This window comes from Streptomyces sp. AK02-01A (assembly GCF_033795305.1).
In the GTDB taxonomy this organism is placed as follows: domain Bacteria; phylum Actinomycetota; class Actinomycetes; order Streptomycetales; family Streptomycetaceae; genus Streptomyces.
This window is the reverse complement of the sequence record NZ_JARBAE010000007.1, coordinates 99,002-116,506: the sequence shown is the minus strand read 5'-3', so window position 1 is coordinate 116,506 and position 17,505 is coordinate 99,002. Positions and strand designations below refer to the sequence as shown.

At 69.2% G+C, this 17,505-nt stretch carries 7 protein-coding genes and 1 pseudogene; 3 read left to right on the top strand and 5 right to left on the bottom strand.

Annotated features, from left to right (window positions below; genetic code table 11):
• Window positions 1–74: 74 nt before the first annotated feature.
• The gene (locus tag PV679_RS10125) at window positions 75–221 is read right to left on the bottom strand and encodes a hypothetical protein (RefSeq protein ID WP_319679776.1); all 147 of its coding nucleotides are present in this window, start codon (window positions 219–221) and stop codon (window positions 75–77) included.
• Window positions 222–905: 684 nt separating this feature from the next.
• Between PV679_RS10125 and PV679_RS10120 the strand changes: the two genes are divergently transcribed.
• On the top strand, window positions 906–3,323 hold the full coding sequence (locus tag PV679_RS10120) for an ATP-binding protein (RefSeq protein WP_319679775.1): 2,418 nt from the start codon (window positions 906–908) through the stop codon (window positions 3,321–3,323).
• Window positions 3,324–3,388: 65 nt separating this feature from the next.
• Here the strand turns inward: PV679_RS10120 and PV679_RS10115 are convergent, their stop codons facing one another.
• The 3 genes from PV679_RS10115 to PV679_RS10105 all read right to left on the bottom strand — a co-directional run bounded on the left by PV679_RS10115 (window position 3,389) and on the right by PV679_RS10105 (window position 11,627).
• Window positions 3,389–4,144 (bottom strand): hypothetical protein, encoded by a 756-nt coding sequence (locus tag PV679_RS10115; RefSeq protein ID WP_319679774.1) that lies wholly within the window; start codon window positions 4,142–4,144, stop codon window positions 3,389–3,391.
• Window positions 4,145–4,240: 96 nt separating this feature from the next.
• Complete coding sequence (locus tag PV679_RS10110; protein WP_319679773.1) at window positions 4,241–4,891, bottom strand: response regulator transcription factor; 651 nt, start codon at window positions 4,889–4,891, stop codon at window positions 4,241–4,243.
• A 2,950-nt stretch (window positions 4,892–7,841) separates the two neighbouring features.
• Window positions 7,842–11,627: a BTAD domain-containing putative transcriptional regulator gene (locus PV679_RS10105; protein WP_319679772.1), complete on the bottom strand. Its 3,786-nt coding sequence runs from the start codon at window positions 11,625–11,627 to the stop codon at window positions 7,842–7,844.
• Window positions 11,628–12,746: 1,119 nt separating this feature from the next.
• Between PV679_RS10105 and PV679_RS10100 the strand changes: the two genes are divergently transcribed.
• Window positions 12,747–13,415 carry a hypothetical protein gene (locus tag PV679_RS10100; RefSeq protein WP_319679770.1) on the top strand — a complete coding sequence of 223 codons (669 nt, stop codon included), beginning with the start codon at window positions 12,747–12,749 and terminating at the stop codon, window positions 13,413–13,415.
• Window positions 13,416–13,694: 279 nt separating this feature from the next.
• On the opposite strand, the gene PV679_RS10095 is transcribed toward PV679_RS10100, so the two are convergent.
• Window positions 13,695–15,053 carry a hypothetical protein gene (locus PV679_RS10095; RefSeq protein WP_319679769.1) on the bottom strand — a complete coding sequence of 453 codons (1,359 nt, stop codon included), beginning with the start codon at window positions 15,051–15,053 and terminating at the stop codon, window positions 13,695–13,697.
• A 1,227-nt stretch (window positions 15,054–16,280) separates the two neighbouring features.
• On the opposite strand from PV679_RS10095, the pseudogene PV679_RS10090 reads away from it, so the two are divergent.
• Window positions 16,281–16,488 (top strand): annotated as a pseudogene (locus tag PV679_RS10090) (ATP/GTP-binding protein); the annotation flags it as partial.
• Window positions 16,489–17,505 lie beyond the last annotated feature (1,017 nt).

The following is a 17,505-nucleotide window of genomic DNA, read 5'->3' as shown; positions in this document are numbered from 1 at the left end:
GGGCCGGGCAGGCCCCGGCAGTGTCTCCAGGGGCCTGCCCGTGTCCGCCGGCGTCATCGGCCGGCAGGCGGTCCTCAGCAGTAGCCGTACTGCGTGCCGCTGCCTCCCTTGGGCTGGCCCATCTGGATCTCGTAGACCTCGTAAGACGCCTCGTCGGAGGCCTCGTTCCACGAGCCGTCCAGCAGAGCCTCAAGTTCATCGATGATGTTCAGCGTGGTCATGTCTGACTCCGTTCCGGTGGATGTTGCGCTGACGAGGGAAGCCGGGCCATTCGGTCCGGAGAGCCCCCGGAAAGGATGATCCGGTTGGCGGGCCTCCCTCTCGTCGGCGATCCGCGCAGTTACGGCGTCACGCCATCCATGCCGCCCGAAGAGGCCGACTCGCCGCCCGAAGGGGCCACGGCGCGCCGACCGCGCCCGAGCGGACGCTAACTTGGCCGCAACTGCTGCGGCAGCGAGGGACTTTGAACGCAGGAAGCGTTCGAGGTCGCCGCCCGCTGCCCTCCTCCCCGGCACGCGCGGCGTGCTCCGGGACGGTGCCGGCCGGTCACACGGAGGGCACTGGGCGGGTACGGGCAGAGCACAGTCGAGGAGGGTACGGCGCGTGTGTCGCCGGTACTGCTCGGCTCCGCTGCGGCGAGTGACATGGACAAGTCTTTCTGGTGCCGCCTGACCTTCGGGTATCCGATCAAGATCGTGGACGGCTACCCGCATATCCGGATGAACCTGGCCCTATCCGCATCCGTAGGTCCTACCGCAGCGCCGAGAGGCCTTTGGCACAGGAGAGCAGGACGTGATGCACATGGACGACCACTCAAGCGGCGCCGTACGGTGCGCCGCGCTCCCCACGCCCGATTGGCGCACACCGGTCGCCGGTCGCGGGTCCGAGTGGGGTGGACAGTGCCAGTGACCACCGCACCATCGCGCCGGTGCGCCACCTGTGACGGACCGCTGCCCGGTTCCGCCTCCACCCGTGGCTCGGCACCCCGGTACTGCTCCAACGCGTGCCGGCAGCGCGCCTACCGGCAGCGGTTGAAGTCGACCGGCGTGGGAGCTGGTTCTTCGACGCAGGCGCAGGCGCAGGCCCATATGAGCAGCTTTGTCGGGCGCACTGATGAGCTCGTTGAGCTGGTTCGCCTGATCGGCGGCGCGCGGCTGGTCACAGTGACAGGCCCGCCCGGCTCGGGCAAGACCCGCCTGGCGCTCGAAGCCGCCTCGACGCGACAGCGTGCCGGGCGTATGACGATCACCTATGCCGAACTCGACGGAGCGGCCGGTCCGGAAGAGGTGCGGCAGCGCATCACCAGGGAACTCACGCGGACGAGCGACGCGGGCCGGGTGGACCGCGGTGCCCGGCTGCTGGTGCTTGACGGCTGCGACGACCTGCTCGACGCCTGCGGTACGGCACTCGACGAGGCCTTCTCCGGCTGTCCGGATCTGCGGGTGCTGGCCACCAGCCGGGAGGCGTTGCGTCATCCGGGAGAGGTGGTGTTCCCGATCGCCGGGCTTCCGGTTCCCGACGAGGAGACGGACGGCGCTCCCGCCGAGGTTCTGCGTTTTCCCGCCGTGCGCTTGTTCATGGACCGGGCACGCGCCGTCAAGCCCGACTTCCGGCTCACCGCGGCCAACGCCCTCCACGTCGGCGCGTTGTGCGCGCGGCTGGACGGGCTGCCACTGGCCATCGAACTGGCGGCACAGCAGGTACGGGCCTTCGCGCTGGAGGGGATTCACGGCCAGTTGGACGAGGCGCCGCTGCACCTGCTGACCGGGGGCTGGCGGACGGCGCCGCCGCGGCACCAGAGCCTGCGGGCGGCCAACGACTCCAGCTACGACCTGCTGACGCCTGACGAGCGACGTCTGTTCCGCGCCCTGGCGGAGGCTCCCGGCGGGTTCGGCCCCGACCTGGCGGCCGCACTCGCCGGAACCGCGGTCGAGCCTCGAACCGTTCCGGGACTTCTGGCCTCCCTGGCGGCCAAGTCCCTGATCACGGCGGTGCCGGACGCGGCGGGCGGCATCCGGTTCCGGATGCCGGAGACCTTGCGTTACTCGGCACGCGAACACCTTGAGGACAGCGCTGAGCGGGACGCCGTGCGCGAGCGCGCCGCTGTCTGGTTTGTGAAGGCCTTGGGTGACTTCGGTGAGACAGGCGCTCTGAGCCGGGCCGGCGCGCGCCGCCTCGCCAGGGAGCGGACCAACCTGAACAACACGCTCGCCTGGCTGAGTGCGGGCGACGACGAGCGCCAAGTGCCCCTTGCCGCCGTCGCCGAGACGCTCGACATGCTCGTGGGCGAGCCGGCCGCCCGTCCGCTCGACCTGGCGCCCGCGGTCGGACGCGCCGGACCGTTCACACGACTCCGCCTCGGCGCCCTGTCGGCGCGGGCTGTACTGACCGCGTGGTACGGACCGGAAGCGTCCGCGCGAATCCTTGCCCAGCAGGCTCGGACCGAGGCGTCGCGCAGCGGAGACGAGGCGCAACGCGCCCGTATGGACGCTCTGCTCGGTCTGCTGGAGCGACACGAGCGCGGTCAGGCCGCCGTCCGCCGGCTGCGCCAGTGCCTGGGGGCGAGCCGTCTCCAGGACGACATGCCGATGGTCGCGCTCAGTCTGCACCTGCTGGCACGGCAGGTACTGACGGTAGGGGAGTCGGATCGCCTGGCCGAGACCGTCGTCGATGAGGCGATCACCGCCGTGCGCGACGAGAACGCGCCCGGACCGCTGTCGCCGCTGCTGCTGGCGCGGGCTGCCCTGGCCCTCCAGACAGGCGATCACACGCAGGCCGCGGACCGGCTCAGCGATCTGCTGCGCTCGGCCGGCGAACAGCCTCTGTGGAGTGCCGGAGCGCTGGAGGGATTCGCGATCCTGGCCGCACGGGGCCGCGCCTACGAGCGGGCACTGAGACTGCTGACAGCGGCCGAGGAACTGCGCCGGGCGACTCCGGGCGCGACTTCCACCGGGTGGTGGTACCGGCAGGTGAACGCCGTGCGCACCAGTGTGATCGAAGCCCTGCCCCGCAAACAGGCGGCGGCAGCCGTGACCGCAGGACGATCCCTGTCACACCGTCAGGCCAGGGACCACGCACTGGATCTGCCTTCCTCGGCTGAACGGGAGACCTCACCCCGCTCCGCGCTCAGCGAGCGTGAATGGCAGGTGGCCGTGTCGGTGTCCCAGGGACTGACCAACCGGCAGATCGCCGAGCAGGTCTATCTGTCACCCCGGACGATCGACACCCACATCCGCAACATCCGCTCCACCCTGGGGCTCGGTTCGCGCGCTCAGATCGCCGCATGGGTGGTCCGGGCGACGTCACACAGAGCGGCCGGCTGACCGGACGGCGGCGGCCCGCACCTGCCAGGTGCGGGCCGTTCCGGTACTCGACGGCGACAAGTGGCTCAGTCGCTGCTCCAGAGCACATCGGCGCCGGAACGGATACGCATCACACCGTCCCGGTCCAGAACGAGCTGCGCGCCGTTGTGGCCCTCGGTGTGACTGGACCACGCCGGCGTCATGTCAGCGGTGTAGACGACGAGGTTGCCGTCCATCTGGAACAACGCCTTGGCCCCGTGTCCGACAGTCGCGGACTGCCAGCGCGGGGAGCCGTCACGGTTGTAGAGGACCAGATTGCCGTCACCTTGGAACGCCAGTGTGACGCGGTTCGTCGACCAGGACTGGCCCGGCGTCAGCTCACTCGTCGCGTGGATGACCGTCTGGGTCCAGCGCGGTGTGGGTTTCGCCGCCGGTTCCGCCGCCTTCGGCGGGCGCACCGTCACCGTCACCGTCGGCACTGGCGGGCGGACGGTCGCGCTGGGCGAAGGGCTCTTGGCCGTCACACGGCTCCTGGCGCCGGGTGAGGGCGCCGCCAGGGCGCCGTTCGACGACCTCGATGCCCGTGGCGAGGGACTGGGCGTCGCCGAGGGCAGGGCGGACTCCGACAAGCCGGCCACGTTCTCCTTGCCGTCCATGGACATCATCAAGGGTGTGCAGACCAGCGCCGTGCCTACCACGGCGACACCGAGGAAAAGCAGCTTGCTGGAGCGGCTGTGGTTGAGCTGCTGGGAATCCGCGACGGGTACATCGCGCGCACCCGGTGGCCGCAGGTCCCCTGCCGGCATGTGCAGCGGGTCGGAATTCAGGGGCTCGTGGTCCATGGGCGCTGTCTCTCTTCTCACCGGTTCCGCACGCCTTCGGCAGGTGCCTGTCCGGTATCTGCTACGCCAATGCTGCCGTTCTGGCTCATTCGCGCGTCAGACCAGCCCGGATCGCATGGCATACGCGACGGCATGCGTGCGATTGCGTAATCCCAGGCGCTTTGTCAGATCGTGGATGATGGTCTTGATCGAACGCTCCGAATAGCTCAGCTTGGCGGCGATTTCCACCGTGTCGAAGCCCTCCGCCAGCAGTCGCAGCACATCGAGTTCGCGAGGGACCAGGCCTGCCGGGCTCAGGGGGCGTAGCGCCCCGTCCTCCCGGTGCATGGTTCGTATGAGCGCGGCCAGACGTCCCACGAGTTCCGACGGCAGCTCGGCACGGCCTGAGTGGCTCTCGACCGCCGCGGAGACGACCTGCGCCAGAGCGGTACGGGACCTGGGCAGGAGGCTCATCACTCCGTAGGCCACGCCCAGGGCTAGCTGTCCCTCGCTGATCTCATCGGTGACCAGCACGATTCGAGCCGCTCCGTTTGTGTGCCGGCTGATGCGGTTCAGGCAGGACAGTGTCTCGCCGGTGACTTCGTCCACGACAAGGATCACCACGTCGGCATGGGCCAGTTGGTCGTTCGGAAGCGCCTCTACCCGTTCATCCGCCTCTATGTACGCGGCGGCACCATCCCGGACCAGCGGGTCGTCGGCCACTATGGCAACGGAGGGAAGCCTCGACAGAACGTTCTTGACGGCCATCCAGTTTCTTCCTCCCACGCACTCTGACAGGGCCTGCACCTCTACCGCCGAACGGCATGTGTGTGCGGGCGCCTGGACCAGCGTCAGCGCGGCGGAGCCTGTCCGCAGCGATGGGCTGGATAGGGAGCCGGCATGCCGTGGCATGCAGGACTGTATGGTCCGCCGGGACGATCGCCTGACCTGACAGCGCACTGTTTTGGTCCGCGAACGCACGCACCGCCCAGTCGGTGCGTGAGCAGGCGACCGGGAGTGCGGTGTCGAAGCGGACTGAGCCGGGAGCCCCGTAGGGACCGGCAGCGGGGACCTGAGGATCCTGACAGTGGACCGGGTTGTGATGGCACCGGCTCTGTGCGGAGCCGTGTCACGAGGACGCCCTGTACGACATCCGGCGTGGAGCCGGCGGATCCGGGCTCCCTGGACCGACTCCACGCCGAATGCCGTCACCGCTCTTCACCAGAGACCGCGAGGACGCGGTGCTCCGCGCGGTACGTCTCGCGGGTTACCTCCCTCGGGCCGAGCGTCGTGATTCCGGTTGGCCACTTGAGTGAGCGGACTGCTGCGACCGACCGGAGGTGGCCGATCGACGGGTCGACGCTGCTGACGCCATGGAGGCGGCGTCCGCTGTCGAGCGGCCACGCACGGACATCGCGGACATGTCGCCTGTCGGATCATCTATCGCGCTCGGAGCGGGAGTCCTCGCTCCCAACGGGTACGTGGCCGCCGCGCGGGCATGAGGAGATGGCAGCACCGGCGCGGAACTACTGGCGGGCGGCATCGGAACCGCCGGGTACGCCCTGGTCGGCAGCGCCCCCGTCGACCAGCTCGGATGCTGGTAGGAATCAGAGCGTCGAGGAGCTGCCGTGGAGCGTTCCGCGGTCCTGGCACTCCGGTCCGATGCCGAGGGCGGGACGCCCGGCACCTGCGCGCTTACCTGAGCCGTCGAACGTTGCTGAGGAACCGCGGCGGCCCTGCCCAGGCCCGAAGAACTGCCGGGCCCGTAGGGGCGGTCCGCCTGGCCGCTGTCACGTGTCGTGGTGGTGGGCCTGCTCGACGGGCCCTGGCGATCCCTTGGCCAGGCAGCGCCGGCCGACAATCCACCGGCCGCTGCCTGCATGGTCGCTCCGGTGCCCTGCACAAGCCTGGCAGTCTCGGACGAGAAGTGCGGGGAGTACCCCACTCCGTAGGTGACCGCCCCCGCGACGTTGGCTGAGTTGGCGGCGAACCGCGGCCAGTTCATGGGCTGCTCCCCGGACACGGCGGCATGCACCTGATGTGCCGCGTCGTAGGCTGACGCGAAACCCGTCACGCCAACGCCTGCCCCATACATGGCGGGATTCCGTGCGAAGGTACCTGCCATCTGCAGGCCGTATCCCGCGGCATTGGCCACAAGCTGTTGGACGCTCTCTTGATGTTCGTGGACCCATCGCGCCGTACTTCTGCTCCATCGGTAGACGGCGCTTTCACGGACCGCGTAGAAATTTTGACTTTCCACGTCGTAGACCCCGTGATTGGTCGGCCCTCCCGGAGGGTCCGGAGGAGTGGTGGGGACAGGCCTGCGGCTTTCCCGGACGCCGTCGTCTCTTAGATGGAAGGCGCGATACGTGCTGTCATTCGACCCTGAGGACCATGCGTCATCAGAGTCGGAACCGGTGCCTCGTGGCACTTTTTCCCTTTCTTGTCGAAGTGGTTTTCGCGGCTCTCGTATCCTGATGGCTGCGGGAGCCGCTTCGGGGCCCTGCCGATCTTCCTATAGCTGGACGGTTCAGCTCTGGCAGGAGCCTTCTTTTTGATATCCGCAAACGTGTGGCAGGCCCTGTGGCGGATTCGGTGGTGACACCTGTTGCCATGAGCGCGCGCTACCGCTTGCGCCGCCGCACGGTGAAAGAAGAGAAGGCCGACGTGCGTTCCGCGCATGCGCGGCCCGGCCTCGCTCGGTCAGCGCACGGGGCGCCTTCCAGCGGACTGGCCGCTTGCCGGACGGGCATGAGCGCTCGACGTCGCTCCGGCGTCACGGTCACGCTCATGTCGTGCGGAACGCTCGGCCGTGCGTCGTTGGGCAGCCTGCGTCATCGCGTCCGAGGGCGGCATGAAGTGCCCTCCGAACTGGTCACCCATACGCCGATGGTGCTCGGTGAACCTTGTGGCGAGATGCGCCGCCGTGGCCATATGGGTTTGCAACGCGACACGCGTGTCGACCGGAACGCCTACCGCGACACGCGTGCCCACCGAAGGGTTCCGCTGGTGCTCCCTTTCCCAGTAGCCCATCTCCGCCTCCGCTATTCTGCGGTGAGCTTCAGGCGCGGCAGGGTCATTCGCCAGCGTCCTGTAATACGGATCCAATCGCGGATCCTTGAATACCTCGTCAATGCGGCGGGCTCCCCTCTCTCCCGCCACAGTTTGAATCGCGGCGATAGATTGCTGAACGCCCGAGCCCACCGTCTCCTGGCCGGTCAATCCGTCTCGCGCAAGGACATTGCCAATGTGGTCCACCGCCGCGGCGCGAGGATTTCCCTGCGCGGGGGCATCGCTCCTCAAAGAAAAGACACCCATGCCCGCCCGCACCATATCGCCGATGCCAACAGGTCGCCTCTGGGATTCTTGACCGCTGCTACTTCCATACCCATACGAGTCATGCTCGGGCATTGATTGTCCCCAACCTTTCGCTCTCTTCGGAGATTCGCGCTTCAGCTTCGCTGTGCGGCGACTGCTGTGTCCGGCTCCGCGTTTGCCTGCCAGCACCCTTGAGGGCTGGTTACGAGACCTGGCGCTCCGGCTCGGAAATCCGGCTGGAAGGGTGCCGACATCAAGAGCTACGCGAGAATTCAGGCAACGGTTCAGCGAAGTTGTCAGCGTGGTTCCAATGCCTCCGAAATGAGAACGGACGAACCGGAGTGGCGCTGCCGGGGCGTCTCAGTGACACCGGCCGACCGCCGCCGCTGCGGGGTCCGGGTCACGTCCGGCGGGCCGCGAGCCATGCGCGGGCGGTGGTGACAGCGTCGCGGCCGCCATCACCGCCGAGTGAGAGGATGCGTGTGTAGACGGCGTGGGCTTCCGCCGCACGGCCGACCTCCTCCAGGGCTTGGGCGAGGTGAACGAGGTGGCGGCTTTCCAGACCCGGGTTGTTCATGGCGCGGCTGAGGCCGACAGCCGTCTCCAGGTGTTCCAGCGCCTGCTCCGCGTCATCGAGGGCGAGGTGGGCCACGCCCACCGAGCCATGGAGGTTGGTGCGGGAGAACGCGGCGATGTGTGGCGCGAGTTCATGGGCGTGCTGGTCGAGGAAGGTGAGCGTACGGCGGTAGGCGACGACGGCGTCCCGTGGACGGCCGTCGTCGAGTTGTAGCTGACCACTCACGTGCAGGGCCTGGAGCGCGCCGTGGAGATCTCCAGCCGCTTCGAACAGATGGATGGCTTCCCGGTTGTGCCGTTCCGCGGAAGCCATGTCCCGGAGCCGGCGGTGGGCCAATGCGAGGTAGAGGTGAGCCCATGCCTGCTGAGCCGCGTCGCCGGCTCTCCGGGCGCACGCGAGGGCGTTGGTCGCACGGGGGAGGCTGTCGAGCGGTCGGCCTTCGCACACCAGCAGCGCCCAGGCGTGGTAGTTGAGTTGGGTGGCCTCCAGAAGAGGGTCGTTCAATGCGCCGGCCGCCTCGGCAGCGGTGCGGAACACCTCGTGCCAGTGTCCCCAGAAGATCCACTGGTCGGAGAACCAGTGCAGGGCCTCGGCCACCTCGACCACCCTGGCGTGTTGGCCCGTTCGGGCCGCCGCCCGCAGGGCCGCCAGCCAGTTGAGGCCCTCGGCCCGCAACCACTTACGCGCCTTGTCCGGGGTGGACAGGTCCACAGTGCCCTGCCAGTCGGCGGGCGGAGCGCCGTGATCGGGTTCGTACCAGCGCCCGGCCACGATCGCGGTCTCCAGGAGCCAGTCGTTCATCGAGGTACGGGCCTGCGTGATCTGCTCAGCGCTCTCCTCCTTCACAAGTCGGGTACGGGCGAACAGCTTCAGCAGGTCGTGCAGACGGTATCGGTCCCGCTCCGTATTGAGAAGTCCGCTCTCAACCAGTTCCTCCATGGTGTCCTCGGCGTCAAAGAGTGCCTGGCCGATGAGACGCGCGGCGCACGCGGCGCCGATATCCGGGCCCTCGACCAGGGCGAGGAGACGGAACATCCGAGCGGCGCCCGGGCTCAGCCGGCGGTAGGACAGGTCGAAGGCCGCCGCCACATGCACATCGCCCGCGGTCAGAGCGTCGAGGCGACGCTCCTCCTGGGCGAGGCGGTCGGCCAGCCGCCGGACACTCCAACCGGTGCGGGTGACCAGCCAGTTGCCGGCAACACGCAACGCGAGGGGCAGGTAGTCGCAGCGCCGGGCGATATCGGCGAGGGCTTCGGGGTCGGCCGCGGCCCGCTCGGCTCCGGCCAACGCGGCGAGGAACGCGATGGCATCCTCCGCGCTGAGCTGGGCCAGCGGCAGACGGTGGACGTTGCTCAGCCCGGTCAGCATGCGCCGGCTGGTGATCAGGGCCATGCCCGGGCCGGCGTGCGGCAGCAGTGGTCGGACCTGGGCTTCGTCATGGGCGTTGTCCAGTACCAGCAGGCAGCGCCTGTGCGCGACCATCTCCTGGTACAGGCCGGGACGGTCGCGCGGGCCGGTGCCGGCCAGGTCGTGGTCGGAGCAGCCAAGGGCTTTGAGGGCCCGCAGCATGAGCTCCGCGGTCTGCGGCGGATTCTCGTCGGTGCCCCGCAGATCCAGGACGATCTGTCCGTCCGGGAATCTGTCGGCCAGGCGGCGGACGGCATGAACGGCGAGCGCGGTCTTGCCGGCACCAGGTGGCCCGTACACCGCGGCCACCACAGCGCTGTCCGAGGCGGTCCGGCCGGCGGCATCGTCCGCCAGTTCGGTGAGCCTGAGCAGCTCGGCGCGGCGGCCGACGAAGTCGTCGATGGCCCTGGGAAGGGAGTGCAGGGCCACAGGACCGCGGGGCGTGTCGCGTCGGGCCGGGGCGTCGGCGGGCCGCGGGTCAACGGGGGAATCGGAGGTCTGGAAGGCATCCAGATCTCCCCTGGCCAGGCGGAGTTCGGTTGCCACCCGGGACAGTGAGGACGCCGGGTGGGTGGCTGCGTGTGAGGCCACGATGGCCAGCGCCAGGGGCAGCCTGGCACACGCGTTGACGATGTCCCGCACCGCCCGCGGTTCGGCGGAGGCGCGCGCCCTGCCGATCCGTTCTGCCAGGAAGGCGACCGCTTCGTCCTCTTCGAGGGCGCCCAGCGCGATCGGGAACGCGCTGTGGGTGGTGACGAGACCGGCCAGCGGGTCGCGGCTGGTGACGAGGACCAGACATCCGGACGTACTGGGCAGCAGGGGGCGGACGTGGTCACTGTCGCGTGCGTTGTCCAGAAGGATCAACAGAGGCCGCTGTGCCAGCACACTGCGGTACAGGTCCATCTGGGCATCCGGGTCCCGCGGAATCTGCCGTTCGTGCCCGACGGCCGTGAGGATCGCCTGGATGGCCGCCGCGGGTTGCACCGCGCCACCGGAGGGGTCGAAACCGCGGAGGTTGAGATAGAGCTGGCCTTCGGGGAAACGGCCCGCCACGGCGTGGGCCAGGTGGACCGCCGCGGCGGTCTTGCCCACTCCAGCCGTACCGCTGATGGCGATGACCGCGGACGGTTCGCCGGGAGCGGGGACGAGGGACATGGCTTCGGCGATCTCGTCCTTTCGCCCGACGAAGGTCGCCAGCCGGTCGGGCAGTTGGCGTGGAGGGACAGCGGAGGCCGCGTCGGCGGACGGGAACGGCTGTCCGCCGGACGGCGTGGTCCCTGGCGTGCCGTCGTCCTTGGTGGAGGACTGACCTCGCGCGATCGGAGCCGTCGCGGCTCTCAGGCTCGTATCCGCGGGCCGAGCCGGCGCCTCGGAGCCGGCCGACGGCAGATTCCCGGTCAGCACCCCGGCGTGCAGGTCTTGCAGTTCCCGGCCCGGTTCGACACCCAGCTCGGCCACCAAGACCTTGCGGGCCTCCCGATACGCGCGCAGGGCGTCGGCCCGTCGTCCGCAGCGGTACAGGCCGAGGATCAGCAGCGCCCACAACCGCTCGCGCAGTGGATGCGCCGCGCACAGCGCGGTCAGTTCCGCCACCGCGTCGTCGTGCCGTCCCAGCCGCAGTCCGAGGTCGAGCTTGGCTTCCAGCACGCTCATCCGTCGCTCTTCCAGCCGCATCCGCTCGGCGTCGGCCAGCGGCCCGGGTACCCCTCCCAAGGCCGGCCCCTGCCATATGTCCAATGCGGAGGTGAGGGCTTCGGCGGCGTCATGCGGCAGGCCGGCATCGTCCAGACGTCTGCCGTCGGCAGCCCGCGCCTCGAACTCCTCCATGTCTACGGTTCCCTGACGGTGCGACAGGGCATAGCCACCCGCCACGGAGACCACCACGCGCGCGCGTCGGCCCGACTCGCGGTCCGGCTCCAGCACCCTGCGCAACCGCGACACATAGGTGCGGACGGTGGACACCGCCCCTGGTGACGGGCTGTCGCCCCATATGGCGTCGACGAGTTGCTCGACCGCGATCGGCCGTCCCTGCCGCAGCAACATGGCCGCCAGCACGGCCCGTTGCTGCGGGGAACCCAGGTCGACCTCCCGGCCCGGGAGCCAGGCACGCAGCGGTCCCAGCAGCGCGAACCGCATGTCCTCCACGGAGTCGTGCGGTGCTGTGACAGAGGCGGCCTGTTCTTCGGTCCTGTCCATACTCATCGGCTTGCCTATCCTGTAAGGAACGAATGCCGGGGGGACCGCGCGGCGCCGCTGTCACGCCTGAGGGACAGCCGTCATGCCGCAGGAACCCAGCAGGAAGACTCGGACGAGGGCTGTCAGCCACTCAGCAGGTGTTGGGAAACGAAACACAACGCGGATGATCTTCTCGCGGTTCAACTCGCACCTTAATCGGTCACGGTGTGCGGTGTGGCGTCACACAGGTGCGGTTTGTCCCGGGCGATCGGCCGTTCCTCTCATGCTGATGAGAGCGCTGTTGGGCCCGATGCGCACCACGCGGAAGAGCGAGTCACGTGCCGGGCTGTTGGTGGCCGAGTGGGGACAGCGCGCGGTCGACGCGTTCAAAGCCGCAGGTCGCGGACGTAAAGATGCCAATGGGCTCAGCGACTCCGGGCACCTGATCAAGAGTGTCATCCGGATTGTGGCCAGACGACTGGAGCTGCGTGACCGGACCCGTGCCGGTCGCCTGCGCCGGTCGCACGGGCTTCCTGGAACCGCTTCTGGCGAAAAGGGCAGGGCTGCTGTGTGTCCGTGCACAGCACAGTTCGAGGGCCACTGGGGCTGACTTGTGCTGCCTAGGCTGGCACGCGGCAGAGTTGGGCCGCGGTGGTCAGGTCTTGTGACGGCCGGCCCTCTGCCGAGCTACTCATTCTCCGGTCTCGGCCGATCGGGTCGCCCCACGGGCGCGGCAGACCGGCGGTCGGCGCCGAGCGATCACTCAACCCGCCGACCGGGAAAGGCATTCAGATGAATTACCGTGAGCCGGACGCCGGCGGCCCCCACCAGTCCGCCGGGGCGACGGCTGGTCAGGCGGTGTGGGAAGGGGATCTTCCCTGGCGGCTGGCTTCACCGGGCGAGGCGGAGGAAGGCCGTGCCGCGTCCGGTGCCATCGGGGAGCCACTGAACTCCGGGGGCACCGATCAGGACACGGCGGCTGTCGATCGGGCCGCGACGCTTCTCCCGGCAGCCTCCGGGGCCCGGAGGCCCTGGCCCGAGCAGGATGCCACTGTCGCTCTCCGTGGTCTGCGCCATCGAGGCCGAGGTGCCCAGAGCCCCTCTGCCGAGCCCCAAGGACCGGCGGAGGGGCGCCTGAGGTCCCGCGTGAAACGCGCCAGGCGCGTGCTCGCCGGAGCGGCCGTGCTCGGCGCACTGCTTCTTGTGGCGTTGGTCGTGCCGGAGGAGAACACGCCCTCGGGCAGTGTCAAGGCCGGTTCGGAGGACCTGGCCGGGGACAGCACGCGGGAAGTGCGGCCCCCGGATACCGGCAGAAGTGTGATCGCGCGGACTGAAGAGTCCGGCACGCCCAAAGACAACGCCAAGGCGGCCGACAAGACCCGCGATCGTGGCGAGGCGTCCGGGGTCTCGCCCTCCCATGAGGCGCGGCTCGTCGCCCCGGACACATCGCCGCGGGCAAGCGGCACGCCGCAGCGGTCCCACTGGACGACGACGGTGGTGCGCGGCGCCAGCGAGCTCAAGCCCGGCCAGAGCTGGGCGACCAACCGGATCACTCTCGCTTTCCAAGGCGATGGAAACCTGGTGCTCTACGACACGAAGGGCACCCCCTTGTGGTGGGCGGGCACTGAGGGACGTGGCGCCAAGACGGCCTTCCAGGGCGATGGAAATTTCGTGGTCTACACCAAGGACGGGGAGGTCGCCTGGGCCTCGAAGACCATGGGCCACGACGGCGCCCAACTCGTCATGGAAGCCGGCGGAGACGTCGTCATCCGGTCCGGCGGCACGGTGTTGTGGTCCACTGACACGGCCATCTGACGCCTCGGCATCCAACAGTCCTCCGTACACCCGCACATCATGTGTCCCACTGCGCTCGACACCGCCCAGGAAGGTCCGCGGGCCTGGTCGTCACCCATGAGAGAACGGCACGGTCTCCCGGCCCTCCACCCGGAACGCCGGGGCTACAGGATTCTGTTGCGGGCCGGTGGCCATCTCGTCGTCTGTACGTGTGACAGCCAGACGCGGGTCACGACGGCGCGATTCCGCCGCGGAACGTCGGAGATGTGGTGATCAAGCGTGGCCGCGCGATTTCGCGGGTCAGCGGAGCCGCTCACTGAGTGCGACTGATCCGTCCGTGGCGCCGGACCGTTCCGGCGCCACGGACGGGTATGCCAGTCCGGGCGGTTGAGCGAACGGATCCAGCCGCCTGCTCCGCACCACACCGCTGTCCTCGTCCTTGCGCCAGAGTCGTAGGGATTGTTCGAGCTGCCGTACAAGCTTTCGTGCGGAGTCTCCTCCACGGGCGGCCTCCGCCGGAAGCAGCTCCCGCATCATCACGACGGTGCGCTCACCCCGGCCGACCCGGACGTCCAGTACCTCGAACCGTGTTCCCGGTGCGAACAACACCCTGTCGGGCAACTCCGGTTCCAGCAGGGCCGTGCGGCGGCCGGTGAGAGACCAGATGAGAAGGTCCGTGTTCCTCGTTATGCCGGGATTCCCAGTGATGGACGCCGAGAACACGCCATGCCCGGTGACCTCGAAGCGTTCCTCGTACCATTTCGCCTCCGCCTCGTCGAGGTCGGCCCGCAGCGCCACCACACCGTGGTGTGCGGGCAGCATCGCCAGGCCTTTGAGCGCGTGTGGGCCGGTCGGCGGCAGCACCCTGCCGCCGAAGGGTCCGGGATCCTGCTCGGTATCCCCTCCGTAGACCGTGAGCTGGAGACGGACCGCGACGAGTCCGGCCAAGACGGCCTCGGGCGGATGGCCCTTACTCAGCCCCGGGTTCCTCCGGAGGGCCAGGGCGACGATCGCCGCGGCGTCCTGAGGAGAGCCGACTTGGTGGTGCGAGCGGGCTGTCGGCCCGTCCGGCTCGGTCCTGGATTCCTTCGGCTGTGGCCCGCTACCGACCGGTGGGACCGTGCCGGACGGGGACGTCCGGGCGTGGATCTCGGTGTCGGCGGCCGTCGCGCCGCGCGGCCGGCTGGTGCTCACCACACGCACCCGCTGACCGGTTTCCGAGGGGAGGCGTCGCATGACATCCTCGGCCAGCTTCTGCAGCCGGGGCAGCGTCTGAGGGACGCCGGCGTCACACAGCACACGTTCGTGGTGGGGATCGGCGGGCGCCCCGCGCATCTCTTCAGCGTGTGGCGGTTCGTGGGAAGGGCGTATCCACAGGCCTCCGGGGAGGACTTCCAGCACCACGTCCGGCCCACCGCGATAGAGACCGGGGCGGAGCATCGGCAGGTGGTCCAGGGGCCAGTGGTGGTCCACCACAAGAAAGGGGTGGGCCTTTCCTCCGCCGGGTTCTGGAGGAAGATGGAGAAACTCACGAGCGAAGAGAGGGCGTCCCGGAGTCCCGTCCTCCGCCATGAGGAGCACCTCGTCCTGCGGCGCTCGGCCGACGAGCGGATCGCTGGTGGGAAAACCGTTGTACACACGCACCGGCTCGCCGGTCATTGTGGCCAAGGTCTCGCCGAAGGGCCGGCCCTGCGCCGCCCGTGCCCCTCGGAACACCACGAAACGGATCGCGGGTCTTGTCTCCTCCGGAAGGTCCCGCCAGAACGAGGCGATGTCCTCCGGCGCTGGGTCCGGCGCACCAGGGGCGCCAACCACCACCGTGGGCGCATCATGACGGCTCCGCAGATGTGCGGCCAGGTATCTCCGGTGGCGGTGCTGGGCAGCGTCCTCCCTCGCCGGCCGTATCCACAGCCCCGCGCCCACGGGTTCGGCCACGGCGGACTCTCCCACTGGCCGGGGCCGGTCCGGCAGGCTCTCGTCCCAGGTCGGCCGTGGGAAGCGCCGGGACAGGTACCGGTCGGGCCCCTCTGGTGGACAAAGTACCCAGCCCCGTCCCTGGTCCGCTCCAATGAAGAGGGCGCCCCCGGCGCACGGGAGCGGGACGCCGTCCGGTACGACCACGTTCTGCCCGAGGCGCCATGCCAGCCACCGGCCAGCGGCGACAGGCCCCGGCGCCGGAGTCTTGCCGAACACCACCCGCAGACCGCGGCGCCCGACAGGGACTGCTCGGGACACCGCTTCTGTCACGGCGTCCAGCACCGAGCCCTGTGGGAGGTCCACCACCACCACGGAGTACTCGGGGTCGGCTGCCAGGCCGGCGGCGAACAGCAGGGACCGCCGGTCAGGGCCGTCGGCAGGATGGACCAGCCAGGCGTCGCCGACCCGGCGAACCGTCAGAGGCTCCGTGCGCGCTCCGTGCAATTCGTCGGGTTCCAGGGACTGGGACACCCGCGCGAGCCTTCTGCCAGACATACTGCCGCCAGCCCTGTTTCTCACGATTAAGCGCCTGTCTGTCACGGCCCGGAGCAGCCGTCGTCGCGGGGGCCGACACCGTTGTCCACGGCAGCGGACGATGGCCGGGTGCTGACTGATCGGGCACCTGACTGTGATTCATCCGCGACATCTCCGTTGTTGTGCTGTGGGGACATCCGGTCCGCGACGGAACCGTCTTTCTCCGGTGCGACGTCCCCGCCGAGGATATAGAAATCGGCCAGGCTCGATCTTGTCGGTGCGCCCCCTCAAGGGCCCTCTGCCCGTCCGGTCAGGCATCCCGCCCTTTCGGGTCCGGGCAGGGACGGGGCGGCCACGACCACAACTGGTTCGGCCGGCTCGCCTCGAAGCGGCGGTTGACCAGGTCCGGCGGCCTGGGAGGCAGAGGGCTCGTGGATGCGGCGCCGTGCCACCCGCACGCCGGCACGCGGTCTGTGGCCGTTCGCGGCGGGCTCGGGCGCCCGATGACCGGGATTGCGGTGGATCAGCACCCGCACACCGGTGTCACCGTCCGCGGAGATCCCATCTCGTGGTTCACCCGGGCCGGTTACATCTCCACCCCTCCCTTTTCATGCTCGGCATGCCGGGTCCGGGCGAGTCGACCGGCGTCTGCCACGTCGACGCCTCTCGGCGCTTCAGCGGCCGAGGCGTTGACGCGGCGAATGGTTCCTACTGAGGCATCGGAAGGCTCGTCAGATGGGTCGCGGAAAGCGTGAACTCTGCCGCGTCCTTTCCCGTCGTTCTGGATGACCGTGCTTCGCGGTCCTGGGTCGGCCGACCGAGAGTCCCGCACAAGAAAGACAGTTCGGTTTCAGCGGAGGAAAGGAAATTCTGGAATGCCAAACAGTCAATCCAGGACCGGCTTCGGCGGGTCGGACGGTGACAGCTCCGAACGCTCTTGGTCGTCTTCGGGCAGCTCGACGTACTACCTCGCAAGCGAGAACGAGCCGGGTCAAGTCGTAGTGGATCGCCGGCGCCATGTGGAGGGACCGCCTGCGCCGCTCGGTTCGACCGGTGTCGGTATTTACATGCGGAACAATGAGGGGAACCAGTTCTTCGCGGCGGACCCTGAGCAACTTGCGCGTGATGAGGTGCAGAGGTGGAGTGAGAGCCGACGGCAGTGGGTCCAACACCGCAATGCGTTCTTTCAGGCCCTCGCTCTCAAGTCGCTCCCCTTCGCTCTCCAAGGGGCGGGCAGGCTGACTCCCGGAACGGCGGGGAACGCACTGTACGTCGCGGGTGTCGCGGCGCAGGCCCTGGACGGCGCGAGGGTGGCGGGCACAGAGTTGTACAACGCCTATCGGGGGAGGCCGGTCAACGGCCCTGCCCTCGTGGGCAGTGCCCTTCAGGCAGCAGGTTCGGCGGCCCGGGCAGCCGGAAATTATGGCCCGTTCCTTGAGCAGCCCGGGTATGTCATCCAGGGTGCCGGGAACTGGGCGGTGGCTGCGGGCGCCGCGATCTCAAGCTATCCCGGCCCCCCGCCGGCCCCTCCGCGTCCGCTGCGTGCGGGGACCGCGGCGGGGGCGGCGGTGAGGTCCGGCGCGTATGGCTATCCGCCGCAGCAGGCTTCGTCGTCGCGGGAGTCGGGTGAGCGGTCGCGTCATCGGCGTCAGGAGACTTT